This window comes from Citrobacter sp. 21OH12SH02A-Citro, from assembly GCF_027919895.1.
Lineage (GTDB): Bacteria > Pseudomonadota > Gammaproteobacteria > Enterobacterales > Enterobacteriaceae > Citrobacter > Citrobacter braakii.
Genome location: NZ_CP114801.1, coordinates 1,169,900 through 1,191,942 on the forward strand (window position 1 = coordinate 1,169,900; position 22,043 = coordinate 1,191,942).

The 22,043-nt window shown below is 52.5% G+C and carries 31 protein-coding genes and 1 pseudogene; 27 read left to right on the forward strand and 5 right to left on the reverse strand.

The features are described 5' to 3' along the window. Nucleotide 1: 1 nt before the first annotated feature. A complete protein-coding gene (locus O6D90_RS05615) occupies nt 2–634 on the reverse strand; it encodes a phage repressor protein CI (protein WP_271143261.1) in 633 nt (210 codons plus the stop codon). A gap of 116 nt (nt 635–750) precedes the next feature. Here O6D90_RS05615 and O6D90_RS05620 point away from each other — a divergent pair, with 116 nt between their 5' ends. The 9 genes from O6D90_RS05620 to O6D90_RS05660 all read left to right on the forward strand — a co-directional run bounded on the left by O6D90_RS05620 (nt 751) and on the right by O6D90_RS05660 (nt 6,179). Next, on the forward strand, nt 751–993 hold the full coding sequence (locus O6D90_RS05620; RefSeq protein ID WP_000102106.1) for a Rha family transcriptional regulator: 243 nt from the start codon (nt 751–753) through the stop codon (nt 991–993). Nucleotides 994–1,025: 32 nt separating this feature from the next. Next, nucleotides 1,026–1,535 carry a phage regulatory CII family protein gene (locus O6D90_RS05625; protein ID WP_271143262.1) on the forward strand — a complete coding sequence of 170 codons (510 nt, stop codon included), beginning with the start codon at nt 1,026–1,028 and terminating at the stop codon, nt 1,533–1,535. A gap of 7 nt (nt 1,536–1,542) precedes the next feature. After that, nucleotides 1,543–1,743 carry a phage filamentation protein Fil family protein gene (locus O6D90_RS05630; RefSeq protein ID WP_271143263.1) on the forward strand — a complete coding sequence of 67 codons (201 nt, stop codon included), beginning with the start codon at nt 1,543–1,545 and terminating at the stop codon, nt 1,741–1,743. Beyond that, nucleotides 1,707–2,048, forward strand: a complete 342-nt coding sequence (locus O6D90_RS05635; protein ID WP_000963480.1) for a DUF5347 family protein — start codon at nt 1,707–1,709, stop codon at nt 2,046–2,048. Before O6D90_RS05630 ends, O6D90_RS05635 begins: the two co-directional genes overlap by 37 nt. A gap of 67 nt (nt 2,049–2,115) precedes the next feature. Further along, the gene (locus O6D90_RS05640) at nt 2,116–2,349 is read left to right on the forward strand and encodes a DUF2732 family protein (RefSeq protein WP_200080906.1); all 234 of its coding nucleotides are present in this window, start codon (nt 2,116–2,118) and stop codon (nt 2,347–2,349) included. Next, complete coding sequence (locus O6D90_RS05645) at nt 2,349–2,576, forward strand: TraR/DksA family transcriptional regulator (RefSeq protein WP_016150819.1); 228 nt, start codon at nt 2,349–2,351, stop codon at nt 2,574–2,576. The genes O6D90_RS05640 and O6D90_RS05645 overlap by 1 nt, the downstream gene beginning before the upstream one ends. Next, entirely contained in the window at nt 2,573–3,430 is an 858-nt protein-coding gene (locus tag O6D90_RS05650) for a DNA adenine methylase (RefSeq protein ID WP_271143264.1), read from the forward strand. Before O6D90_RS05645 ends, O6D90_RS05650 begins: the two co-directional genes overlap by 4 nt. Beyond that, nucleotides 3,421–5,829 (forward strand): replication endonuclease, encoded by a 2,409-nt coding sequence (locus O6D90_RS05655; protein WP_271143265.1) that lies wholly within the window; start codon nt 3,421–3,423, stop codon nt 5,827–5,829. The genes O6D90_RS05650 and O6D90_RS05655 overlap by 10 nt, the downstream gene beginning before the upstream one ends. A 161-nt stretch (nt 5,830–5,990) precedes the next feature. Then, nucleotides 5,991–6,179: a hypothetical protein gene (locus O6D90_RS05660; RefSeq protein ID WP_001154444.1), complete on the forward strand. Its 189-nt coding sequence runs from the start codon at nt 5,991–5,993 to the stop codon at nt 6,177–6,179. A 68-nt stretch (nt 6,180–6,247) separates the two neighbouring features. Here the strand turns inward: O6D90_RS05660 and O6D90_RS05665 are convergent, their stop codons facing one another. Both O6D90_RS05665 and O6D90_RS05670 read right to left on the reverse strand, forming a co-directional pair. Continuing rightward, nucleotides 6,248–6,547, reverse strand: coding sequence for a hypothetical protein (locus O6D90_RS05665; RefSeq protein ID WP_227408885.1), 300 nt, complete (start codon nt 6,545–6,547; stop codon nt 6,248–6,250). A 112-nt stretch (nt 6,548–6,659) separates the two neighbouring features. Further along, the gene (locus O6D90_RS05670) at nt 6,660–7,466 is read right to left on the reverse strand and encodes a DUF6694 family lipoprotein (RefSeq protein WP_248085574.1); all 807 of its coding nucleotides are present in this window, start codon (nt 7,464–7,466) and stop codon (nt 6,660–6,662) included. A 521-nt stretch (nt 7,467–7,987) separates the two neighbouring features. Here O6D90_RS05670 and O6D90_RS05675 point away from each other — a divergent pair. After that, nucleotides 7,988–9,652, forward strand: a complete 1,665-nt coding sequence (locus O6D90_RS05675) for an AIPR family protein (protein WP_271143266.1) — start codon at nt 7,988–7,990, stop codon at nt 9,650–9,652. Nucleotides 9,653–9,755: 103 nt separating this feature from the next. On the opposite strand, the gene O6D90_RS05680 is transcribed toward O6D90_RS05675, so the two are convergent. Both O6D90_RS05680 and O6D90_RS05685 read right to left on the reverse strand, forming a co-directional pair. Beyond that, the gene (locus O6D90_RS05680; RefSeq protein ID WP_271143267.1) at nt 9,756–10,796 is read right to left on the reverse strand and encodes a phage portal protein; all 1,041 of its coding nucleotides are present in this window, start codon (nt 10,794–10,796) and stop codon (nt 9,756–9,758) included. Next, on the reverse strand, nt 10,796–12,562 hold the full coding sequence (locus tag O6D90_RS05685) for a terminase ATPase subunit family protein (protein WP_271143268.1): 1,767 nt from the start codon (nt 12,560–12,562) through the stop codon (nt 10,796–10,798). The genes O6D90_RS05680 and O6D90_RS05685 overlap by 1 nt, the downstream gene beginning before the upstream one ends. Nucleotides 12,563–12,704: 142 nt before the next feature. Between O6D90_RS05685 and O6D90_RS05690 the strand changes: the two genes are divergently transcribed. From O6D90_RS05690 to O6D90_RS05770, 17 genes and pseudogenes are all read left to right on the forward strand, one after another. Next, the gene (locus O6D90_RS05690; protein WP_271143269.1) at nt 12,705–13,538 is read left to right on the forward strand and encodes a GPO family capsid scaffolding protein; all 834 of its coding nucleotides are present in this window, start codon (nt 12,705–12,707) and stop codon (nt 13,536–13,538) included. A gap of 16 nt (nt 13,539–13,554) precedes the next feature. Continuing rightward, a complete protein-coding gene (locus O6D90_RS05695) occupies nt 13,555–14,622 on the forward strand; it encodes a phage major capsid protein, P2 family (RefSeq protein ID WP_000730754.1) in 1,068 nt (355 codons plus the stop codon). A gap of 3 nt (nt 14,623–14,625) precedes the next feature. After that, nucleotides 14,626–15,276, forward strand: coding sequence for a terminase endonuclease subunit (locus O6D90_RS05700; protein ID WP_271143270.1), 651 nt, complete (start codon nt 14,626–14,628; stop codon nt 15,274–15,276). A gap of 93 nt (nt 15,277–15,369) precedes the next feature. Further along, nucleotides 15,370–15,834, forward strand: a complete 465-nt coding sequence (locus tag O6D90_RS05705) for a head completion/stabilization protein (protein ID WP_000673541.1) — start codon at nt 15,370–15,372, stop codon at nt 15,832–15,834. Further along, nucleotides 15,834–16,037 carry a tail protein X gene (locus O6D90_RS05710; RefSeq protein WP_000868184.1) on the forward strand — a complete coding sequence of 68 codons (204 nt, stop codon included), beginning with the start codon at nt 15,834–15,836 and terminating at the stop codon, nt 16,035–16,037. The genes O6D90_RS05705 and O6D90_RS05710 overlap by 1 nt, the downstream gene beginning before the upstream one ends. Before the next feature lie 3 nt (nt 16,038–16,040). Next, complete coding sequence (locus O6D90_RS05715; RefSeq protein ID WP_000171565.1) at nt 16,041–16,256, forward strand: HP1 family phage holin; 216 nt, start codon at nt 16,041–16,043, stop codon at nt 16,254–16,256. Further along, on the forward strand, nt 16,237–16,746 hold the full coding sequence (locus tag O6D90_RS05720; RefSeq protein ID WP_181636250.1) for a lysozyme: 510 nt from the start codon (nt 16,237–16,239) through the stop codon (nt 16,744–16,746). The genes O6D90_RS05715 and O6D90_RS05720 overlap by 20 nt, the downstream gene beginning before the upstream one ends. Nucleotides 16,747–16,750: 4 nt before the next feature. Further along, on the forward strand, nt 16,751–17,125 hold the full coding sequence (locus tag O6D90_RS05725; protein WP_181636251.1) for a DNZ54_00345 family protein: 375 nt from the start codon (nt 16,751–16,753) through the stop codon (nt 17,123–17,125). Beyond that, the gene (lysB, locus tag O6D90_RS05730; protein ID WP_181636252.1) at nt 17,122–17,550 is read left to right on the forward strand and encodes an Rz-like lysis system protein LysB; all 429 of its coding nucleotides are present in this window, start codon (nt 17,122–17,124) and stop codon (nt 17,548–17,550) included. The genes O6D90_RS05725 and lysB overlap by 4 nt, the downstream gene beginning before the upstream one ends. Next, nucleotides 17,438–17,683 (forward strand): Rz1-like lysis system protein LysC, encoded by a 246-nt coding sequence (lysC, locus tag O6D90_RS05735; RefSeq protein WP_072600794.1) that lies wholly within the window; start codon nt 17,438–17,440, stop codon nt 17,681–17,683. Before lysB ends, lysC begins: the two co-directional genes overlap by 113 nt. Further along, on the forward strand, nt 17,646–18,077 hold the full coding sequence (locus O6D90_RS05740; protein WP_001039964.1) for a phage tail protein: 432 nt from the start codon (nt 17,646–17,648) through the stop codon (nt 18,075–18,077). Before lysC ends, O6D90_RS05740 begins: the two co-directional genes overlap by 38 nt. After that, a complete protein-coding gene (locus tag O6D90_RS05745; protein ID WP_016150805.1) occupies nt 18,070–18,516 on the forward strand; it encodes a phage virion morphogenesis protein in 447 nt (148 codons plus the stop codon). Before O6D90_RS05740 ends, O6D90_RS05745 begins: the two co-directional genes overlap by 8 nt. Before the next feature lie 68 nt (nt 18,517–18,584). Continuing rightward, nucleotides 18,585–19,163: a phage baseplate assembly protein V gene (locus O6D90_RS05750; protein WP_046669933.1), complete on the forward strand. Its 579-nt coding sequence runs from the start codon at nt 18,585–18,587 to the stop codon at nt 19,161–19,163. Then, a complete protein-coding gene (locus tag O6D90_RS05755; RefSeq protein WP_181636253.1) occupies nt 19,160–19,519 on the forward strand; it encodes a GPW/gp25 family protein in 360 nt (119 codons plus the stop codon). The genes O6D90_RS05750 and O6D90_RS05755 overlap by 4 nt, the downstream gene beginning before the upstream one ends. After that, complete coding sequence (locus O6D90_RS05760) at nt 19,506–20,414, forward strand: baseplate assembly protein (RefSeq protein WP_086550362.1); 909 nt, start codon at nt 19,506–19,508, stop codon at nt 20,412–20,414. The genes O6D90_RS05755 and O6D90_RS05760 overlap by 14 nt, the downstream gene beginning before the upstream one ends. Next, a complete protein-coding gene (locus tag O6D90_RS05765; RefSeq protein ID WP_001397640.1) occupies nt 20,407–21,012 on the forward strand; it encodes a phage tail protein I in 606 nt (201 codons plus the stop codon). Before O6D90_RS05760 ends, O6D90_RS05765 begins: the two co-directional genes overlap by 8 nt. After that, nucleotides 21,009–21,852, forward strand: a pseudogene (locus O6D90_RS05770) (phage tail protein); the annotation flags it as partial. The gene O6D90_RS05765 and the pseudogene O6D90_RS05770, both read left to right, overlap by 4 nt. Between the last annotated feature and the right edge of the window lie 191 nt (nt 21,853–22,043).

The following is a 22,043-nucleotide window of genomic DNA, read 5'->3' on the forward strand; positions in this document are numbered from 1 at the left end:
ATCACAGACTCTTAATTACTTTTATAGCACGGCCTACTACCTCGATATCATCAAGGCTGCACTCAAAAGATGACTCACCCTGCTGGACAATTAAGCGATTGCCGGGGATGCGGGCAAGTTTAGCTATCGTTTTTATTCCATCAATATCAACGAGCCATACGCCATTTACTGGTGGAGTGCCGCTACGGTCAACGAGGTAAGAGCCATCATCTGTATGGATGAGCCACGGGTTAGTCATGTTGTGGGGGATTAGACTGTTATCCAATATCACCTTTCCTTGGTCCACTAAAGCGCCACCATCTAATGTGGCCTTATCAATTTCAGGCGCTACAACCTCGGATAACGGTTTGATGTGGGGCTGGTTCACAAAACCAAAACTATTTTCCTGCGCGTTATTATCATTTTTCTCACCTTGCCCAGTCGTTAACCAAAGCAGCGAAACCCCAGTTTCAAGAGCGCACTGTATAACCCATTCAGCAGGGAAGCTATCTCTTAAGTATCTGTTTGCCATGGTGCTTTTTGAAACGGAAAGATGGTCACACAACTGCTGTCGAGAGTTGAAGTTATAAGCCTTAATCAGCCTATTGATAGCTTCACGCCCTCCGCTGTCATTACCTACCTTGATGGATCTCATAAGCAAAACCCTTGACGTATATAAAATGTGATCTTAGTATTCACTTAAGGTTTGAAAAACAAACCTTAACCCTATAAAACGAGATAAATCGAAACAAAACTAAGAGATACTGCACTATGAGCACTGATATTTCAATTCGTGTACCAAAAGAGATGGCTACGCCTGCAGAGTTCGCTGAATGGGAAGGTATCTCCCGTGGCTCTGTTTACCAGAAAATTCACCATGGTCAGCTTGCCAAGTACATGGTCAAGAAAGAAAAAAACAAAGGTCGCGTAAGCCTTCGTTACCTGATGTACAAAACCGACCAGGTTCGTGAATCCCTCGGTCATTCCAACTTCCGCGTCATTGTTGGTCAGTAAGTTCAATTATGAGAACTTTTTGAGAGGGGCACATGTTTGATTATAAGATTTCCAAACATCCGCACTTTGACGAAGCTTGCCGGGCTTTCGCGCTGCGTCACAACATGGTGAAGCTGGCAGAACGCGCAGGAATGAATGTCCAGACGCTGCGCAATAAGCTGAACCCGGAGCAACCGCACCAACTGACGCCGCCGGAGATCTGGCTGCTGACTGATATCACAGAGGACTCAACGCTGGTTGACGGTTTTCTGGCTCAAATCCATTGCCTGCCGTGTGTGCCATTGAATGAAGTGGCAAAAGAGAACCTGCCGCATTACGTCATGAGTGCAACTGCGGAGATTGGGCGTGTAGCTGCAGGTGCAGTGTCCGGTGATGTGAAAACCAGTGCAGGCCGTCGCGATGTGATCAATAGCATCAACTCTGTTACGCGCCTTATGGCACTCACTGCAGTTTCATTGCATGCGCGTTTGCAGGCGAATCCGGCGATGGCAAGCGCGGTAGACACCGTGACGGGCCTGGGCGCTTCGTTCGGTCTGATCTGAGGTGGTTATGCTGACTAAAGAACCATCTTTTGCATCACTGCTCGTTAAGCAAAGTCCTGCAATGCACTGCGGTCATGGCTGGATTATGGGGAAGGATGGCAAGCGCTGGCATCCGTGCCGCTCTCAGGATGCGCTGCTGGCTGAGCTGTCCACTAAAAAGCAGGGGAAACCATGGCTATTGAAGGCGATGCTGCGACTGTACCGCTAAGCGCTGGCCTCCGCCTTAATGGGTTAAACCACATCGCGGAATTAAGGGCGAAAGTGTTTGGCTTAAATATTGATTCAGAACTGGAGCGCTTTATTAGCGATATGCGGGACCAACGGGATATTAACCATGAGCAGAATAAACGCGCACTAGCCGCAATATTCTTTATGGCAAAGATTCCGGCGGAACGTCATAGCGTCAATGTTAGTGAGCTGACGACTGACGAAAAGCGGGAGCTGATTAAAGCAATGAACCATTTCCGTACAGTGGTGAGTTTATTTCCAAATCGGCTAGCCATGCCGAATTAATTCACAACCGAAATTAAAGGCGTAAACCCGCCGGGCATCTTATTGCCCAAATTCAGGAGAAACAACAATGCGAAATATTGAAATCCGAATCACCAAAACAGGACCAGATGATGCTGGCCTTAACCAGATGCTGACTGATGCGCGCATGGAAGAACGCCGTGCACGTGCTGCGGCAATGGCAGCCCGTCTTGATAGCCTGGCTTGCCATATCACGTCACGCCAGCTTAATCACGTTGAAGCGGCGGAGCTGCTGCGTATTGCGGCTGAAAACATTCAGAACGAAGCTCAGGAGATCCACTGATGGCTGATTCAATGGACCTTGTACAGCAGCGCGTTGAAGAAGAACGTCAGCGCCACATCCACACCGCCCGCAACAGAACGCCGGGCGTTTCCCGTGTGCTTTGCATTGATTGTGATGCACCGATCCCGCCAGCTCGCCGTCGCGCTATTCCGGGTGTGCAGTGCTGTGTCACTTGTCAGGAGATTGCGGAGCTGAAAGGTAAGCATTACGTAGGCGGTGCTGTATGAGCACTATCCTGAAATGGGCGGGAAATAAAACCGCAATAATGCCGGAGCTGATTAAACACCTTCCTGCGGGCCCGCGACTGGTTGAACCTTTTGCGGGTTCCTGTGCTGTGATGATGGCGACAGACTATCCTCATTATCTTGTCGCGGATATTAATCCAGACCTGATTAATCTTTATCAGGTGATTAAGAATGATGTTGAATACTTCATCGAAGAGGGCCGATATCTTTTTGAAGCCCGTAATGATTCAGAGGCATATTATCAGACGAGACAGGAGTTTAATTTGCGCCATGGTGGCGCAATTGAACTCGCATTGTATTTCTTATATTTAAATCGCTATGGTTATTGCGGACTGTGTCGCTATAACTTGAACGGCTATTTTAATGTTCCTTACGGTAATTATAAAAAACCGTACTTCCCTGAAAACGAAATACGCACATTTGCAGAAAAAGCAAAACGCGCAACGTTTATCTGCGCCAGCTATGACGAGACACTGGCACTGCTGCAGACGGGTGACGTGGTTTATTGTGATCCGCCATATGACGGAACGTTTACCGGTTATCACACTGCCGGTTTCACTGAGGACGACCAGTATCATCTGGCGTCTATTCTTGAGCGCCGGTCATCAGAAGGTCATCCGGTTATCGTGTCCAATAGCGACACATCCCTGACACGCTCCCTTTATCGTAATTTCACCCGCCACCGTATCATCGCAAAGCGCAGCATGGGCGTGGCTGCCGGTGATAGTAAAACTGCAGTAGAAATCATCGCCACAAAATCAGCATGCTGGTTTGGTGTTGATTTGGCGTCTGGTCCTGATATCTCGGTGGAAACTGAGGTGCGGGCGTGGCAGTGAGTAAATTCACATTACATCATGCACAAACCACCGGCGGCTCGAATGAGGCCGCCGTGGCCTTTCCATGGAATACCCCAAAAAAAGCGGTTAATCCGTATCTGGACCCGGCGGACGTTGCGCCGGAGTCTGCGCTTTCAAACCTCATCACTCTGTATGCTGCGGATAACGAGCAGGAGCATCTGCGCCGTGAGGCGCTGAGTGATGAGGTTTGGGAACGCTATTTCTTTAATGAATCCCATGATCCTGTCCAGCGTGAAATTGAGCAGGATCGGCTGATTAGCCATGCCAAAATGGCCCGCGAACAGCAGCGCGTTAATCCAGATTTGGTGATTATTGCCGATGTAAACGCCATGCCTGCCCATATCAGCAAGCCTCTGCTGGAGCGGATTAAATACTTCCATAGCCTGGGCAGGGCTAAAGCTTATTCCCGCTATCTGCGCGAAACAATCAGGCCTTGTCTTGAGCGGCTGGAGCGTGTACGTGACAGCCAGGTGTCTGCGTCTTTCCGGTTCATGGCGAGCCAGGACGGGCTGGAGGGGCTGCTGGTACTGCCTGAAATGAATCAGGAGCAGGTCAAGCGCCTTTCCACGCTGGTTGCGGCACATATGAGCATGTGTCTTGATGCGGCCTGCGGTGATCTGTTTGTCAGTGACGATGTTAAACCAGAAGAAATCCGCCAGGCATGGGAAAGGGTTGCTGCAGAAGCCATGCGCCTTGAGGTCATCCCGCCTGCCTTTGAGAAGTTGCGCCGCAAAAAGCGTCGACGCAAGCCAGTGCCTTATGAACTGATCCCACCGTCGCTGGCGCGCATGCTGTGTGCGGACTGGTGGTATCGCAAATTGTGGCAGATGCGCTGCGAGTGGCGGGAGGAGCAACTGCGCGCCGTCTGCCTGGTCAACAAGAAAGCGTCCCCGTATGTCAGCTATGAAGCGGTGATCCACAAACGCGAGCAGCGCCGAAAATCGCTGGAGTTCTTCCGCTCGCATGAGCTGGTCAACGAAGACGGTGACACGCTGGACATGGAAGACGTGGTGAATGCCAGCAACAGTAACCCTGCACACCGGCGTAATGAAATGATGGCCTGTGTTAAAGGGCTGGAACTGATCGCGGAAATGCGCGGAGACTGCGCGGTGTTCTATACCATCACCTGCCCGTCACGCTTCCACGCAACCCTCAACAATGGCAGACCTAATCCGAAGTGGACCAGTGCCACTGTCCGGCAGAGCAGTGACTACCTGGTTGATACGTTCGCCGCTTTCCGCAAGGCCATGCACAAGGCCGGGCTGCGCTGGTACGGCGTTCGCGTTGCAGAGCCGCACCATGACGGCACCGTGCACTGGCATCTTCTGTGCTTCATGCGCAAAAAAGACCGCCGTTCCATCACCGCACTGCTGCGTAAGTTTGCCATCCGTGAAGACCGCGAGGAGCTGGGCACCAATACCGGACCGCGCTTCAAGTCCGAGTTAATCAATCCGCGCAAGGGAACGCCGACCAGCTATATCGCCAAATACATCAGTAAGAACATTGACGGGCGTGGGCTGGCTAAAGAAATCAGCAAAGAAACCGGCAGATCACTGCGTGACAGCGCCGAGCATGTCAGCGCCTGGGCGTCACTGCACCGTGTCCAGCAATTTCGTTTCTTTGGTATTCCTGGGCGTCAGGCATACCGCGAGCTGCGCTTGCTGGCTGGTCAGGTGGCGAGAGTGCAGGGCGAACGCAAAGCGGGTGCGCCGGTACTGGATAATCCGCGTCTGGATGCGGTACTGGCAGCTGCAGATGCGGGTTGCTTTGCCACCTACATCATGAAGCAGGGCGGTGTACTGGTTCCCCGCAAACATCACCTTGTCCGCACGGCTTATGAGCTTAACGACGAACCGAGCGCCTACGGTGATCACGGTATCCGTATCTATGGCATCTGGTCCCCGATTGTAGAGGGCAAGATTTGCACGCACGCGATGAAGTGGAAAAAGGTTCGTAAGGCCGTTGACGTTCAGGAGGCGGCAGCCGACAAGGGCGCTTGCGCCCCTTGGACTCGTGGCAATAACTGTCCCCCTGTTGAAAATTTGAACCAGGCAGGGGGGGATCTACACGATATTAAAACCATGGATGAGAAGGAGTTGCAGGATTACCTACACAACATGAGCCAGAAAGAACGGCGGGAGCTTACAGCCAGGTTGAGGCTAATCAAACCTAAGCGGAAAAAAGCATATAAACAGATCATTTCGGAACAGCAGCGCCTGCAGCTTGAGGCAGAGCTGAGTTCCAGAGGGTTCGATGGCAGCGAGTCACAGATTGACCTGCTTCTGCGCGGCGGCAGTATTCCGTCAGGTGCCGGGCTGTGTATTTTTTACCGTAACCACCGGCTGCAGGAAGATGATAAATGGCGTCAGTGGTACTGACCGCGAAGCTTTAACAATTCATGCTCTTAACGACCTGCGTAAGAGTGTTCTCATTGACGGATAAAAAATATTTTACATTTTAATATCAGAAGTATACTGTATATATAAACAGTGGATATAAATACAGGTATTGTGTATCCGTGGTCGTGATAGGAGGGAAGATGCAGGACTATCTTTTGGAGTCGTTGAAGCTCCAGCGCATTGATTTTTTTATTAAGCTTGTAGCGGCTAGTGAGTGCAGTGACGAAGAAAAGCGGCTGGCTATCCAGTGGGTATCAGAGCTGACTGACGAACTCATGGCGAAAATCCGCAGCCATGAATACAGCAGGTCGATGGATGTAACCAGTTGAGCTGTGTCCTGATGGCCCTTGATCGGATAATCAAAAAGGGGCATTAGGCCCCTTTCTCATAAGTTGATTTAGTTGTTCCCCAAAGAGCCAGCCATGGCTGCATATTTAATTTCGTCGGCGGGTATTTCAGGATGTAGCTGGATTTGCCTGATGACATAGCTAGGAACTTCATCACTCCATAGTTTAGCCGCATCCTTGCAAACCTTATACGCGAAGTCTCTATGCTCAAAGGCATAGGATTTTCCGTATGCGTATTGCTGGCAAGCGTGAACATAAGCTCCGAAGTCGCCGTCTTTATCCGGGAAAGCACATCCAGCCAGAGCTATGATGATTGCTGCTAACGTAAAGGGGGGGATTATGCGTTTCATGGTCTCTTTCTAAGCGTTTAGATTTATTTATCTAGGGATTACTTGCAGGTGTCTGGTAGTCCCCAAGATATATATTCTCAGGGACTATGCAGTATCAGCTTTAATCACGACTTTATTTAGAAAGGTACTTTTCTCTAAGTTGATTCAGTCTGTCAGCATCGCGTTCTGAAAACTCGGCGTCACCATAGATCGATTTTCCATCTGCGTCTTCAAGGCCAGTGACTGTGACGGTAAATACTGCATCTGCCGGAACCTCAAGTTTTCCCCAATCAGAGTACCTGTTAGGGGCTAATTTCCAGTTGGCTTTCTCACTTGGTTCCAGACCCCCAGAAATTTTATAGTTGAAGACGTCAGAGAACCAAGGGACGCTTCTTCCAGGGCTTGCAATAACTCCTTTAAAGAATACTCTGGCAACCGCTTTGTCTGTTCCGTTTTCAACACTGATATCCAGAATTGGCTGATCATTGCCGTAATTCTCTTTTTGGAAATAAAAACGGGAGCGTTCGACCTTGAAGGCTTTCATTTTTTCAGCAGCCTGTGTCGCCGAGGTTTGTTTGGCTTCCAGTTCTTTTATTTCTTGCAAAGCCTGTTCTTTCTCCTTCTTCTCACGTTCGAGGCGAATAGCTTCTGCGTAATTTATAACCTCATCACCAGTCTTACCTTCCAGTGCCGTCTTAATTTTTGTTTCGTAAACGTCCCCAGAAGACGCTCCAGCTTGCATTAGCTCTCTCATGTCGATTTGGCTAAAGGCAACAACTTTAACCGCATCATCAAACTGAGCTTTTTTATCTGCAGGCAAGGACTCTCTTACCTTTTGAATGGACTCTTTCATCGACTGATCGCTTGAGGCATCGATTTTGGGTTTGTCACAAGCAGTAAGCAGCAGAGCTAGAGCAATTACGCCAGTTAATTTCTTCATATCCCTATTCCCAATCATAAAAAAACAAGACTAATCCTAACAGGATTAGCTGGTAGGGCAAACCCGTAGCCATATCATGTGCCAGGGTGGGCTGTGATGGTTACTGGTCAGAGAAAACCTATATGGATCTTCATGTTGAAACTTGGAAAACGGTTTGCTTTTAGATGGAATCAGTTACTCGAAAGAGCTGACGCTAGTGCATACAAGATGACTAATGTTTGATGACGCGTTTCACTGTTCTACCGATTTCCATGTCATGCATGTCTATACTGCATGAATTCGCATGATCGTTTGATGATCGTTTTAGCTGTGGCCCGCCAGAGTTGGTAGGCTTTTGCTTATGTCATGCTGGTGCATGAAAACCGCTACATAAAGCGGGCAGGCGTGGCGGGGATACGAGCGCGCGCTGATGTGTATAATTGCATAATCAAATGTTGTTTCAGTTGCTCCATACAAATCACTGGGTATAAAATCAGCAAAATTTCGTTAACTTCTATTATCCCAAAAGTAAGAGTGATTCGATGGCTAATTTGTTAGATTGGAATACACTTCATCACAAAGTACAAGCGTACTTGGATCCTGAGAATGGAATCGATAAACCGCAAAAAGCTTTTCCAATTTTGATGGTGGCAACGTTACTAAATGTATCTGATGAAGAGGCTGAAGATGCCATAACTGATGGTTCAATGGATAGAGGTGTTGATGCTGTTTATGTCGATGACCGTGATGGCAGGAATTCTATCCATATTTTTCAGTTTAAATATGCTGATACCTTTGAAAATACTAAAAAGAATTTTCCCAGCAATGAAATCGATAAATTAGTGTCATTTTTTGAAGATTTGTTGGATTTAAATAAATCTCTCGAGAAAACTTGCAATCCAATATTGTGGAATAAAATTAAAGAAATTTGGGCTGCCCTTGAGAAAAGTAATCCTTCCATTGAAGTTCATTTTTGTGGTAACACAATGGAAATGCAGATCGGAGAAAAAGAAAGAGCCAATGCATCATTAAGTAAATATAAATATTTTAATGTTCATCATCATAGCTTGGACACTATTGTTAATTATTTTGTTGAAAGAAAGAATAGCATTATTGATGAGCAGTTACAGATAGTGGATAAGGACTATTTTGACCGTACTGATGGTAGTATTCGGGGGTTAATATGCACTGTTGAAGCTTCTGAAATTGTAAGGATTATTACAAACCCTGAAAATCCAAAGGAAGTAAGGAAAGAAATTTTTAATGATAATGTAAGGGTTTATTTAAGTCGAACAAATAAAATAAATAGACGCATAATTGAAACTGCATTATCAGATCGCAGTCCGTTATTTTGGTATTTGAATAATGGGATTACTGTAACTTGTGACTCTTTTTCTTATATAAAAGGGAAAAGGGCTCCATTGGTAGAGTTAAAAAATATACAAATCGTAAATGGTGGTCAGACATCTAATGCATTATTTGAAGCTAGTTTAAATTCCGAAGAAGGACTTGAAGATGTTTTGATATTAGTAAGGATAATTGAGACTAAATCTCAACCAGTTAGTCTGGCTATTGCTGAGTCAACGAACAGTCAAACTCCAATTAAAAGTCGAGACCTTCGTTCAAATGATGATATTCAGAAAAAATTAGAGGAAGCCTTTGAGGGTATGGGGCTTTTTTATGATAGAAAGGACGGACAGCATTCGAATCAGCCAAAAAATGTCAGAGTTGATGCTTTGAGTGCCGGGCAGGCTCATTTAGCGTATTCGCTAGATTTACCTGAAGTAGCTAAAAAGGATAGGGGAAGAATTTTTTCCGATCTTTATGAGACTGTATTTACAGATGAGTTAATGGCTGATGATCTTCTGGCATCTATCAAAGTACTTTCAGTTATTGAAAATAAGAAAAAATTATTGCAATCATCTATCAGAAAAGAAGAGAAGTTCAATCCAACGCATATGTTTTTAATTGATGGTGCTTATCATGTGTTATTTGCTGTAGGACAAATTTGTGATGCTAAAGGCGTTGATAGATTGGATTATCAAAAAGCAATTAAGTTTGTTCCTGCTGCGATAAAATACATAAGCGAAATGGTCGAAAAAGCCCAGCGTGATGATGCTTCATTTTCATTTAATAGATATTTTAAAGACGCAAAGACTAAAACTAAGATTGCTGCTTATATTCAGGGTATGGAAAAAAAATTGTAAGTTGCAGAGTTCGCTAAGCCTGAGTTTTCAGGCTTAGCAAGAAATTTAAGTAGTATGTTTTAAATGTCAATAAGATGGTATTTATATTTGGCGTTTATGTTAACTAATTTATATCATATGAATATGCTTCAAATTTAATTACTTCGTCATTTAGCCAAGAATTAAGTTCAGTTAGACGTTTCTGTAAAGGCAATAGTTCATTTCGTACAAATACTTTCGCCGCCTTCTCCACATCCCCAAAACCACCAACATTACTCGGCATAATCCCCATCATCTGAGGCGGAACGCGGTGCGCGGCCATCATGTCATCCCGGCTGACGTTCTTGATGTTCAGAAACTCATCCTTTGCTGCCACCTCTGACAACGGGATGATCTGAATGCCATCCTTTTTGCCGTTGGGGGAGTACATAAACAGGTTGCGGAAGTTACCCGGACCTTTGGCGCTTTTCATGGCCTGGCGGATGTTGTTTACGTCCTCCTGGTTCTGCGCGGCGTCGGTCATGTACATGATAAAGCCTGCATGGCTGCCGTTGATGTAGTACTTCCGGCGGAACAGTGTTGCGGATTCATTCAGAAGGGCGGAAGGGATGGCGGATAGGTATTCTGGCAGGCCGTAAATCTCCTGGTTCAGGTCCGGCTCCATCAGATGGAAGATGCTGCCTTTGGTGAACTCGTAGGGCTGCGTGGTCATGCCGTATTGCACAAACCAGTAAGTGTCGAGATCGATCCCGCGTCGTGTGTATTTCGCCAGTGATGGCTCCAGCGATAGAATACCGCCCAGCCGGTTGGTGCGCTTCTCCAGATAGGCGTTACCGAATACCAGATAGTCCTGCACAAAGCGGCTGAATGCCTGCTGGCTCAGTAACGGGTGCGGGATAAACGTGCTGGTCAGGATGTTGCGCTTCACCGCAATTGGTGAGCTGTGATGCACGGCGGCGCGATAGGTGCGGGCCAGTCCGTCAAAGCTGACTGGCGGCTCATACCAGAGGTCCATCTGCACGCATTCCACATAGTCCAGCAGCTCGCGGCGGTCCAGCACCGGGATTGGATCACCAAAGCTGAAAGCCTCGGCAGTTACGCCTGCGTTTTTAGGCGCCGTATCTTCTGTTGGCGTTGTGCTGGTTAAGGCTTCGAATTCACTCATCAAAAAATCTCCACAATATTGCTGGTATTGGCGGATTCGCCCTGCAGCGGTTCGTTAAACAGTGCGTGCATCGTTGCCCATGCCAAATCTGCGTGGCTGGCTTCTTCGCTGCGGCTGGCTTCGTAGGTAGGGCGGTTGCCGCTGGCGGTTGTGGCGCGGCGGATAGCCATAAAGGACTGCGCAATGTCGGTGTGCCCGGCGTCAAACTCCAGACGGCGGTGGCTGATAATGTCGTACGCCTTGAGCACCAGGGCGTTTTTGACGTTGGGGTTGTAGACAAACTCCCGGACAGCGGGAAAGAACGCTTTAACGTTCTCATAAACACCGTGCCCGACGCCGGTCGAGTCGATGCCGATATAGGTCACGTTGTACTGCTGCGTCAGTTTTTTAATGGCGTCAGCCTGGGCGCGGAAGTCCATCCCGCGCCACTGGTGTCGCTCCAGAATGCGGAACTTGCCGCCCGGCACGGTTGGCGGAGCCACCACCACGCACCCGGCGCTGTCACCGTTCTGCGTGCCTTTCGCCGGGTCGTATCCGATCCAGACTTCGCGCCAGCCAAACGGGCGCAGCGCCAGAGCCTGAAAATCGGTCCAGACTTCCCAGCTGTCCACCATGCACGCCTGCAGTTCGCTGAGCGGGAATACTGACGCCAGATCGTCAATAAATTCGCACATCAGCAGGTTCTGGTATTCGTCCGGGCTGTACTCCATGCGCAGCTGGTCGAGGTCGAACAGGTTACAGCCGCCGCGCACCGCATCCTCCACGGTGACGATCTGGCGGTACTGTCCGTCAGGGCAGAGCAGGCCGCGCGCAAGGTTGCTGTGGGTCAGGTCAATATCCACCTTGTCCGCTTTGGCGCGGCCCCGGTTAAACAGCGCGCCGGACCAGAACGGATAGGCACTGTGGGTCAGGCTGGACGGCGTGGAGAAGTAGGTTTGTCGCCATTTCTTGTGAATGGCCATACCGGAGGCAACCTTGCGCAGCTCCTGGAATTTCGGTATCCAGAAATATTCATCAAGATACAGGTTGCCGTGGTAGCTCTGCGCCGTGCGGGCGTTGGTGCCGAGAAAGTACAGGCACGCGCCGTTGCTGAGCGTCATCGGGTCGCCTTTCAGCTCAACATCCACCTCTTTTGCAAAGTCGATGATGTACTGCTTAAAGACGTGCGCCTGTGCCTTACTGGCTGAAAGGAAAATCTGGTTGCGCCCGGTGGTGATGGCATCAATCAGCGCTTCGCGGGCAAAAAAGTATGTTGCTCCAATCTGGCGTGACTTAAGCAGGTTGCGAATGCGGTGTTTTACGCCTGCCTGCCACCAGTGGCGCTGATATTCAAACATGCCGTTGCGGAAGACTTCTTCCAGCTTGTCGATCTGTTCGTCGGTGAAAACGTTCTTTTCAGGCTGACGGCGTGTGCCTTTGTTACGGTTGGCAACTTTCGGGTTTAAATCAGCTTCGTTCCCGCCATCGTTAAATTTTCCGATCCGGGCATGGCGCTCTGACTGGCGCGCCAGCAGGTCAATTTCCTTGAAGTCTTTCCCTTCTTTCTGCTCCTTCATGATGAGCTGGCAGTAACGTGCGGCGGTGGTGAGCTGCATTTGATCCAGCGGCCCATAGTCGCCCCACTTGTCGCGTTTTTTCCAGCTGTGAACGGTTGCAACTTTTTCGCCCAGCATTTCAGCAATGCGGGCTACGCGGTATCCCTGAAAGTACAGCAGCATGGCCTGCCGACGGGGATCGAGGTCTGCGGGGGTCAGTGTCGTGTTCATGGCCCAAACATACGGCCTTGTATGGCGGCTTTCCCCGGCTGCGTTTTGTGTGGTTTACCGTACAAATACAGCGCGTTGTCTCACTCCCCCCATCACCGCAAACATAAGGCTCCAGTAAGTTATTTCTAACGGAGCACGGCTCATGACAGTGAAAGCAAAGCGTTTCCGTATCGGGGTGGAAGGTGCCACCACTGACGGGCGCGAGATCCAGCGTGAATGGCTGGTACAGATGGCTGCCAGCTACAACCCGACGGTCTATACCGCGCTGATTAACCTTGAGCACATCAAGTCTTATCTGCCGGAGAGCACGTTTAACCGCTACGGCAGGGTGACGGGGCTGGTTGCAGAAGAAATCCAGGACGGCCCGCTGGCGGGCAAGATGGCGCTTTATGCCGATATCGAACCCACGGACGCCCTGGTGGCACTGGTGAAAAAAGGCCAGAAGCTTTTCACCTCCATGGAGGTCAGCACGAAGTTTGCCGACACCGGCAAAGCCTATCTTGTGGGGCTGGGTGCGACGGACGATCCTGCGAGCCTGGGCACCGAAATGCTGGCTTTCAGCGCCAGTGCAGCACATAACCCGCTGGCAAACCGTAAGCTGAACCCTGAAAACCTGTTTTCGGAAGCGGTTGAAACGCTGATTGAACTGGAAGAAGCCCAGGACGAAAAGCCGTCCCTCTTTGCCCGCGTCACCGCGCTGTTCACCAAAAAAGAGCAGACCGACGATGCGCGATTCTCTGATGTGCATAAAGCCGTGGAGCTGGTCGCTACTGAGCAGCAGATCCTGAGCGAGCGCACTGATAAATCCCTGTCCGATCAGGACCAGCGCCTTTCTGAGCTGGAGTCCTCCCTGCAGGAGCAGCAGGCCGCCTTTGCCGAGTTACAGCAGCAGCTGAGCCGTGAAGACAGCCGTAAAGACTACCGCCAGCGCGCGCCGGGCGGTGACGCACCGGCAGGCACCCTGACCAATTGCTGATGGAGCATAAAACCCGATGAAAAAGAAAACCCGCTTTGCCTTTAACGCTTACCTGCAGCAACTGGCGCGCCTGAACGGTGTGGAGGTTGAAGAACTGTCCAGCAAGTTTACCGTGGAGCCGTCCGTGCAGCAGACGCTGGAAGACCAGATCCAGCAGTCCGCCGCTTTCCTGACGCTGATTAACATCACGCCGGTCACTGAGCAGTCCGGTCAGTTGCTGGGGCTGGGCGTTGGCAGCACCATTGCCGGAACCACCGATACCACCACCAAAGAGCGCGAGCCTACCGATCCGACGCTGATGGAAGACGTGGAATACAAATGCGAGCAGACCAACTTTGATACGGTGCTGACCTACGCAAAACTGGACCTGTGGGCGAAATTCCAGGACTTCCAGGTGCGTATTCGCAACGCCATCGTCAAGCGTCAGGCGCTGGACCGCATCATGATCGGCTTTAACGGCGTGAAGCGCGCCAAAACCTCCAACCGTGCTGAAAACCCGCTGCTGCAGGACGTCAATAAAGGCTGGCTGCAGAAAATCCGCGAAGACGCGCCGGATCACGTCATGGGCAGCAAAACCGCAGAAGACGGCACCACTACTGCAGAACCGGTAAAAGTCGGTCCGGGTGGTAAGTATGTAAATCTTGACGCGGTGGTGATGGATACCGTCAACGAGCTGATCGATGTGGAGTATCAGGATGATGACGAGCTGGTTGTTGTCTGCGGACGTGAACTGCTGTCTGACAAGTATTTCCCGCTGGTCAACAAAGAGCAGGACAACAGCGAGAAAATCGCCGCCGATCTGATCATCAGCCAGAAACGCATGGGCGGCCTGCAGGCTGTGCGCGCGCCTTTCTTCCCGGCAAATGCCCTGCTGATCACCCGTCTGGATAACCTGTCCATCTACTGGCAGGAAGACACCCGCCGCCGTTCAGTTATCGACAACCCGAAACGCGACCGGATTGAAAACTTTGAATCCGTCAACGAGGCGTATGTGGTCGAGGACTACCGCTGCGCGGCACTGGTGGAAAACATCGAAATCGGTGATTTCACCCCGCCTGCAGCAGAAACAGGAAACGGAGAGTAACGCATGAGCCTGAGTCCCGCACGGCAGCACCGCCTGCGCATTCAGGCCGAACAGGCCGCCCGTGAGGGCGGCAGTGTTCGCCATGCGTCGGGTTATGACCTGATGCTGCTGCAACTGGCAGAAGATCGCCGCAGGCTTAAAGGCATCCAGTCCACGGTGAAAAAGGCGGAAATCAAGGTGGAGCTGCTGCCGAAATATTCTGCCTGGGCAGAGGGCGTGCTGGCTGCCGGAGGCGCGCAGCAGGATGACGTGCTGATGTACGTGATGTTGTGGCGTATCGACGCCGGTGATTATGCCGGTGCGCTGGAAATCGGGCGTCATGCGCTGCGCCATGGCTGGGTGATGCCGCTGGGCAACCGTAACGTGCAGACCGTGCTGGCAGAAGAAATGGCAGACGCGGCGCAAAGCACTCTGCTTGCTGCTGCCGGTTTTGATGCCGATCTGCTTCTGCAGACGCTGGACCTGACAACCGATCTGGATATGCCGGACCAGTCGCGGGCGCGCCTGCATAAAGCCATCGGCGCTGTACTGAGCGAAAGCAACCCGGCGTCTGCCCTGAATCACCTTACCCATGCGCTGCAGCTTGATCCCCGCTGCGGTGTGAAAAAAGAAAAGCAGCAGCTGGAGCGCAGACTGCGCAATGACAGTCGCTAAAGAACGTGCCCCGCGCACGGGCGGCACGGGATGGCGAAAGGCACTGCCACATCAAAATTCCGTCCACCGCCCACTTATTCAGGAGAAAGCCGCATGAAGTTTGTTGCGCCCGAACAGGTGCCGGAACAGGCGGAGGTCATCAAAAATACGCCGTTCTGGCCTGATGTGGACCTGTCGGAATTTCGCAGTGTGATGCGAACTGACGGCACGGTGACGCAGCCGCGTTTAAAGCAGGTTGTGCTGACGGCTATTTCTGAGGTTAACGCTGAGCTGTACGACTTCCGCAACCGCCAGCAGTTGCTGGGCTACCGGGCACTGGCTGAGGTTCCGGCGGATATGCTGGACGGCAAAAGCGAGCGTATCCGGCACTACCACAACGCCGTTTTTTGCTGGGCGCGTGCTGTGCTCAATGAGCGTTATCAGGACTATGACGCCACGGCGTCAGGCGTGAAGCGAGGGGAGGAGCTGGCGGAGGCTAGCGGCGATCTGTGGCGTGATGCCCGCTGGGCTATCAGCCGGGTGCAGGATGCGCCGCACTGTACGGTGGAGCTTATCTGATGAAAGTGCGTGCGCATCAGTATGACACGGTGGACGCGCTTTGCTGGCGTCATTACGGGCGCACGCAGGGTGTCACTGAGCAGGTTCTGCAGGCAAATCCGGGGCTGGCTGAGTACGGCCCATTTTTACCGCACGGGCTGCAGGTGGAGCTGCCGGACATTACGGCGTCAACCACGGCGCAGACCGTCCAGCTATGGGACTGAATTATGACGCTTGAACGAATCAGCGCCTTTATCACTTACTGCATCGCCGTGCTGCTGGCATGGCTGGGCGATCTGTCGCTCAAGGATGCGTCAACGGTTGGTGGCGTACTGATTGGTGTGCTGATGCTGGCTATCAACTGGTACTACAAACACCAGTCTTTCAAATTGTTACGTGGCGGCAAAATTTCGCGGGGGGAATATGAATCCTTCAATCGTTAAGCGCTGCCTTGTTGGGGCGGTGCTGGCTATCGCCGCCACGCTGCCCGGTTTCCAGTCGCTTCATACCTCCGTTGAGGGGCTGAAACTGATAGCCGACTACGAGGGATGCCGCCTGCAGCCTTATCAGTGCAGCGCGGGCGTGTGGACTGACGGGATCGGCAATACGTCCGGTGTGGTGCCGGGAAAAACCATCACGGAACGGCAGGCGGCGCAGGGACTTATCACCAATGTGCTGCGTGTAGAGAGGGCGCTGGATAAATGTGTGGTGCAGCCGATGCCGCAAAAGGTCTATGACGCGGTGGTGTCGTTTACTTTCAACGTGGGCACCGGCAACGCCTGCAGCTCCACGCTGGTTAAGTTGCTGAACCAGCGGCGCTGGGCAGATGCCTGCCATCAGCTGCCGCGCTGGGTGTATGTCAAAGGTGTGTTTAATCAGGGGCTGGACAACCGCCGCGCGCGGGAAATGGCCTGGTGCTTAAAAGGAGTATAGCGAAATGAAATGGTTAAAAAGTTACTGGCTGCCGCTTTCGGTTCTGGCGCTTCTTGTAATGGTTGATGTGAATTTCCCCACATCTCATGCGCTTTTTCCACTGGCGCTGATTATGTGGTTTGAGTATGCCGCATTTTCACTGGTCTGTTTTGCTGGGTTGTACTCCTGCACGCTGACAGGGAGTGACCGGCTACGCGTCCGTCAGTTGCTGAGCAGGGTGCTGGGGCTAATGGAAAAAGTGCCTCTCGCCTGGTATCAGCGCCTCGTTCTTGCCTTTGTCATGTTGCTTGCCGGATGGAAGCTCACGGGGATGGTTTGTGTTTTTACAGTTGCCATGAGCTTAGCAATTAAAGATGAGCTAAAGGCATTGCGGGAATGAATCGTTTACTGGCAGTGGTTCTGGCGCTGGCACTTGCGGCGCTGGGCTGGCAGTCGTGGCGGCTTAACAATGCCAGCCACACCATCGAGACGCAGGGCGCGGTGCTGAAAAGCAAAACGCAGGAGCTGACGAAGAAAAACAGCCAGCTGATCGGCCTGTCCATTCTGGCCGAAACCAACAGCCGGGAGCAGGCGCGGCTTTATGCGGCAGCGGAACAGACCACCGCACTTCTGCGCAGCCGCCAGCACCGGATCGAGGAACTGAAACGTGAAAATGAGGATTTGCGCCGCTGGGCTGATACTCCTTTGCCTGCTGACATTATCCGGCTGCGGGAGCGTCCGGCCCTCGCCGGAGGTGCAGCTTACCGTGAGTGGCTGTCCCAGAGTGACGCAGTGCCGTCTGGAAAGGTCAGCGCCGCGCAGTAACGGCGATCTGAACGCGGTGCTGGATGAAACCGAGGCCGCCTGGGCGGTCTGTGCTGACAAAGTGGACACGATTATTGCGTGTCAGGAGCGAGACAGTGAACAAACCGCAGTCCTTACGCAGCGCCCTGAATAAAGCGGTTGCTTATGTCCGCGACAACCCGGACAAGCTGCACCTTTTCGTTGATAACGGCTCAATGGTGGCAACCGGTGCCAGCTCCATGTCATGGGAATACCGCTACACCCTGAACGTGGTGATCGAGGATTTCAGCGGCGACCAGAATCTGCTGATGGCTCCTGTGCTGCTGTGGCTAAGTGACAACCAGCCGGATGCTATCAATAACCCGGAGCTGCGCGAAAAACTGTTCACCTTTGAAGTGGATATTCTGCGCAACGATGTGTGCGATATCAGCCTGAACCTGCAACTGACGGAGCGCGTGCTGGTCAGCACTAACGGCAGCGTGTCAAGCGTTGAAGCGGTGCCGGAGCCGGACGAACCCGAAGAAATGTGGACGGTGAAACGTGGATGAACTGCAGAGGGTGGATGACTGGCTGACGGCGCTACTGGCGAATCTGGAGCCTGCCGCGCGCAGCCGTATGATGCGGCAACTGGCGCAACAGCTGCGCCGGACGCAGCAGCAGAACATCAGGCTGCAGCGTAATCCTGACGGTAGCGGCTATGAGCCGCGCCGGGTGACTGCCCGCAGCAAGAAGGGACGCATCAAACGCCAGATGTTTGCAAAGCTTCGCACCACAAAATACCTGAAAACCACCGCCAGTGCGGACTCCGCCAGCGTGCAGTTTGATGGCAAGGTGCAGCGCATTGCCCGTGTTCACCATTACGGCCTGCGGGATCGCGTCAGCCGAAAAGGCCCGGAGGTCCGCTACGCAGAGCGCCGCCTGCTGGGCGTGAATGAAGAAGTGGAAACCGTCACCCGTGACACCCTGCTGCGCTGGCTGGCGGGGTGATCTTTGTGCCACCGCTGGTACAAGCGCCAGCGCTGCCTCCCTTTTCCCTCTGATGGCAACCTTTCGTTATGAATGCACAACTGACCGAAATTATGCGCCTTATCACCAATCTGATCCGCACCGGCACTGTGACCGAAGTGGACCGGAAAAAGTGGCTGTGTCGGGTGAAAGTGGGCGAGCTTGAAACTAACTGGATTAACTGGCTGACGCTGCGCGCCGGTGGTGCCCGTACATGGTGGTGTCCGTCGCCGGATGAGCAGGTGGTGGTGCTGAGCATGGGCGGCAATCTGGAAACCGCTTTTGTGCTGCCCGCTATCTACTCCAATCAGTTTCCGCCACCGTCGGATTCCGTGGACGGCTGCGTGACGGAGTACCCGGACGGGGGATGGTTTGAGTATGAACCCGCCACCGGACGGTGGCATGTCAGGGGCATCAAATCCATGGTGATCGAGGCATCAGACAGTGTCACCTACAAAACCGGTGAGTTTGTGGTGGAGGCTGACACCACGCGCATTAACAGCGAGGTGGTGATCAACGGCGGCGTCACTCAGGGCGGCGGCGCAATGAGTTCTAACGGGATCGTAGTTGATGACCATGAGCATACTGGCGTTCTGAAAGGTGGCGACAACACGGGGGGGCCGGTATGACGTTGTATATCGGTATGAGCAGGAATGACGGGCAGACCATTGCAGATACAGACCATCTGCGCCAGTCGGTGCGGGATATTCTGCTGACGCCGCAGGGCAGCCGTCTTGCACGCCGGGAATATGGCTCCCTGCTGTCTGCCCTGATTGACCAGCCGCAGAACCCGGCGCTGCGCCTGCAGATTATGTCTGCGGTCTATGTGGCGCTGAACCGTTGGGAGCCGCGACTTACGCTGGACTCCATCACCATCAACGGCAATTTTGACGGCTCTATGGTGGTTGAACTTACCGGACACGGCAATAACGGCGCACCGGTTTCCCTTTCCGTATCAACAGGAGCAGACAATGGCAGTCATTGACCTTTCCCGGCTACCGCCGCCGCAGATTGTGGACGTGCCGGACTTTGAGGCATTGCTGGCAGAACGCAAGGCCGCCTTTGTGGCCCTCCATCCGGCTGATGAACAGGAGGCTGTTATGCGCACGTTAGCGCTGGAGTCAGAACCTGTCACCAAATTGCTGCAGGAAAATACTTACCGCGAAATCCTGCTGCGTCAGCGAATTAATGAGGCTGCGCAGGCGGTCATGGTGGCCTATTCCATGGGAAATGACCTTGAACAACTGGCAGGCAACTGCAACGTGAAGCGCCTGACGGTAGTCCCTGCAGATAATGACGCGGTGCCGCCGGTCGCCGCAGTGATGGAAAGTGATGAAGCATTACGCCAGCGCATTCCTGCAGCATTTGAGGGGCTGTCCGTTGCAGGGCCGACGGGAGCCTATGAGTTCCACGCCAGAAGTGCCGACGGGCGGGTGGCTGATGCCAGCGCAACCAGTCCGGCACCGGCAGAGGTGGTGCTTACCGTGCTGAGCCGTGAGGGTGACGGTACGGCAGGGGCTGACCTGCTGGCGGTGGTTGAGCAGGCGCTTAACAGTGAAAAGGTGCGTCCGGTGGCAGACCGCCTGACGGTGCGCAGCGCTGAAATTATTCCGTACAACGTGGATGCGACGATATTCCTTTATCCGGGGCCGGAGGCTGAGCCGGTGATGGCAGAGGCAAAAGCCAGCCTGCAGAAATACATCGCCAGTCAGACACGGCTGGGACGTGATATCCGCCGCAGCGCCATTTATGCCGCGTTGCACGTGGAGGGTGTCCAGCGTGTGGAACTGGCGTCCCCTCTGGAGGATGTGGTGCTGGATAAGACGCAGGCGGCATCCTGTACCGAATGGAGCGTTACCAACGGGGGCACGGATGAATAGTCTGTTGCCGCCGGGTTCGTCGCCGCTTGAGCGCCGACTGGCGCAGACCTGCAGCGGGATTTCCGATCTGCAGGTATCGCTGCGTGATTTGTGGAATCCGGCAACCTGTCCGATCAGATTCCTGCCCTATCTGGCCTGGGCGTTTTCTGTTGACCGCTGGGATGAAAGCTGGACAGAAAGCGTCAAGCGCCGCGTTGTGCAGGACGCGTTTTATATCCATCAGCACAAGGGGACAACCAGCGCCGTGCGGCGCGTGGTGGAGCCGTTCGGCTTTCTGATCCGCATCATTGAGTGGTGGCAGACTGGCGAAACGCCGGGGACGTTCCGTCTGGATATTGGCGTGCAGGACCAGGGCATAACAGAAGAAACCTATCTGGAGCTGGAGCGTCTGATCGGTGATGCCAAACCGTGCAGCCGTCATCTGGTTGGCATGTCCATCAACCTGCAGACAGGCGGCCCGTATTTTGTGGGTGCAGCCACTTATACCGGCGAAGAAATCACGATCTACCCGTATATCAACGAAACCATCATTTCCGGTGGCACTGCCTACGAGGGCGGCGCCGTCCATGTTATCGACACAATGAGAGTGAACCCATGAGCGCAAAATTTTATACCCTGCTGACGGATATCGGCGCGGCGAAACTGGCAAGCGCCGCCGCGCTCGGTGTCCCACTAAAAATTACCCATATGGCGGTGGGCAGCGGTGGCGGTGTGCTGCCCACACCCAACGCGCAACAGACCGCGTTAGTGGCTGAGGAACGCCGCGCAGCGCTGAATATGCTGTATATCGACCCACAGAACAGCAGCCAGATTATTGCTGAGCAGGTGATCCCGGAAAATGAGGGCGGGTGGTGGATTCGTGAAGTCGGCCTGTTTGATGAAAACGGCGCACTGATTGCCGTCGGGAATTGCCCGGAAAGCTATAAGCCGCAGCTCGTTGAGGGCAGCGGACGCACGCAGACCGTACGCATGGTGCTGATTACCAGCAGCACAGATAACATCATCCTGAAAATTGACCCTGCTGTGGTTCTGGCAACCCGCAAATATGTGGATGACAAGGTGCTGGAGCTTAAGGTGTATGTGGATGATCTGATGGCAAAACATCTTGCTGCTGCAGATCCGCATACGCAATATGCGCCAAAAGCCAGTCCGACATTCATTGGTACGCCAAAAGCACCGACGGCAGCGGCAGGCAATAATTCCATGCAACTTGCTAACACGGCTTTTGTGCAGGCGGCAATTGCTGCACTGGTGGCATCTTCTCCAGCTGCACTCGATACGCTTAACGAACTGGCGGCGGCGCTGGGAAACGATCCTAATTTTGCCACCACCATGACAAATGCGCTTGCCGGAAAGATGGACAAGGCAGCCAATGGAAAAGACATTGCTGATGTTTCAGAGTTTCTCAAAAACCTTGGTTTGGGAACAGCCGCGAAACGGAATGTTGATGCGGGGATAATTGATGGCATTCCGGACATGGCCAGCTTTCGGGCTACTGTGCTACCCAACGGGGTTTTTAAGATAGATGTTATCGGTGCCGGGGGAGGCAAACAGAAACTGGTATTTCAGTGGGGCATAACTGCTACTGCTCCGGGCAGTAATGCTACATATAACGTTAATGAAGCGTTT

Coding starts and splice junctions, on each gene's coding strand:
- O6D90_RS05700 (WP_271143270.1), top strand. CDS start 14,626: ATGAGCCTGAGTCCCGCACGGCAGCACCGCCTGCGCATTCAGGCCGAA.
- O6D90_RS05765 (WP_001397640.1), top strand. CDS start 20,407: ATGAATAGTCTGTTGCCGCCGGGTTCGTCGCCGCTTGAGCGCCGACTG.
- O6D90_RS05635 (WP_000963480.1), top strand. CDS start 1,707: ATGGCTATTGAAGGCGATGCTGCGACTGTACCGCTAAGCGCTGGCCTC.
- O6D90_RS05665 (WP_227408885.1), bottom strand. CDS start 6,547: ATGAAACGCATAATCCCCCCCTTTACGTTAGCAGCAATCATCATAGCT.
- O6D90_RS05690 (WP_271143269.1), top strand. CDS start 12,705: ATGACAGTGAAAGCAAAGCGTTTCCGTATCGGGGTGGAAGGTGCCACC.
- O6D90_RS05640 (WP_200080906.1), top strand. CDS start 2,116: ATGCGAAATATTGAAATCCGAATCACCAAAACAGGACCAGATGATGCT.
- O6D90_RS05670 (WP_248085574.1), bottom strand. CDS start 7,466: ATGAAGAAATTAACTGGCGTAATTGCTCTAGCTCTGCTGCTTACTGCT.
- lysB (WP_181636252.1), top strand. CDS start 17,122: ATGAATCGTTTACTGGCAGTGGTTCTGGCGCTGGCACTTGCGGCGCTG.
- O6D90_RS05710 (WP_000868184.1), top strand. CDS start 15,834: ATGAAAGTGCGTGCGCATCAGTATGACACGGTGGACGCGCTTTGCTGG.
- O6D90_RS05675 (WP_271143266.1), top strand. CDS start 7,988: ATGGCTAATTTGTTAGATTGGAATACACTTCATCACAAAGTACAAGCG.
- O6D90_RS05680 (WP_271143267.1), bottom strand. CDS start 10,796: ATGAGTGAATTCGAAGCCTTAACCAGCACAACGCCAACAGAAGATACG.
- O6D90_RS05705 (WP_000673541.1), top strand. CDS start 15,370: ATGAAGTTTGTTGCGCCCGAACAGGTGCCGGAACAGGCGGAGGTCATC.
- O6D90_RS05750 (WP_046669933.1), top strand. CDS start 18,585: ATGAATGCACAACTGACCGAAATTATGCGCCTTATCACCAATCTGATC.
- O6D90_RS05695 (WP_000730754.1), top strand. CDS start 13,555: ATGAAAAAGAAAACCCGCTTTGCCTTTAACGCTTACCTGCAGCAACTG.
- O6D90_RS05760 (WP_086550362.1), top strand. CDS start 19,506: ATGGCAGTCATTGACCTTTCCCGGCTACCGCCGCCGCAGATTGTGGAC.
- O6D90_RS05645 (WP_016150819.1), top strand. CDS start 2,349: ATGGCTGATTCAATGGACCTTGTACAGCAGCGCGTTGAAGAAGAACGT.
- O6D90_RS05620 (WP_000102106.1), top strand. CDS start 751: ATGAGCACTGATATTTCAATTCGTGTACCAAAAGAGATGGCTACGCCT.
- O6D90_RS05660 (WP_001154444.1), top strand. CDS start 5,991: ATGCAGGACTATCTTTTGGAGTCGTTGAAGCTCCAGCGCATTGATTTT.
- O6D90_RS05630 (WP_271143263.1), top strand. CDS start 1,543: ATGCTGACTAAAGAACCATCTTTTGCATCACTGCTCGTTAAGCAAAGT.
- O6D90_RS05615 (WP_271143261.1), bottom strand. CDS start 634: ATGAGATCCATCAAGGTAGGTAATGACAGCGGAGGGCGTGAAGCTATC.
- O6D90_RS05715 (WP_000171565.1), top strand. CDS start 16,041: ATGACGCTTGAACGAATCAGCGCCTTTATCACTTACTGCATCGCCGTG.
- O6D90_RS05725 (WP_181636251.1), top strand. CDS start 16,751: ATGAAATGGTTAAAAAGTTACTGGCTGCCGCTTTCGGTTCTGGCGCTT.
- O6D90_RS05720 (WP_181636250.1), top strand. CDS start 16,237: ATGAATCCTTCAATCGTTAAGCGCTGCCTTGTTGGGGCGGTGCTGGCT.
- O6D90_RS05625 (WP_271143262.1), top strand. CDS start 1,026: ATGTTTGATTATAAGATTTCCAAACATCCGCACTTTGACGAAGCTTGC.
- O6D90_RS05650 (WP_271143264.1), top strand. CDS start 2,573: ATGAGCACTATCCTGAAATGGGCGGGAAATAAAACCGCAATAATGCCG.
- O6D90_RS05755 (WP_181636253.1), top strand. CDS start 19,160: ATGACGTTGTATATCGGTATGAGCAGGAATGACGGGCAGACCATTGCA.
- O6D90_RS05685 (WP_271143268.1), bottom strand. CDS start 12,562: ATGAACACGACACTGACCCCCGCAGACCTCGATCCCCGTCGGCAGGCC.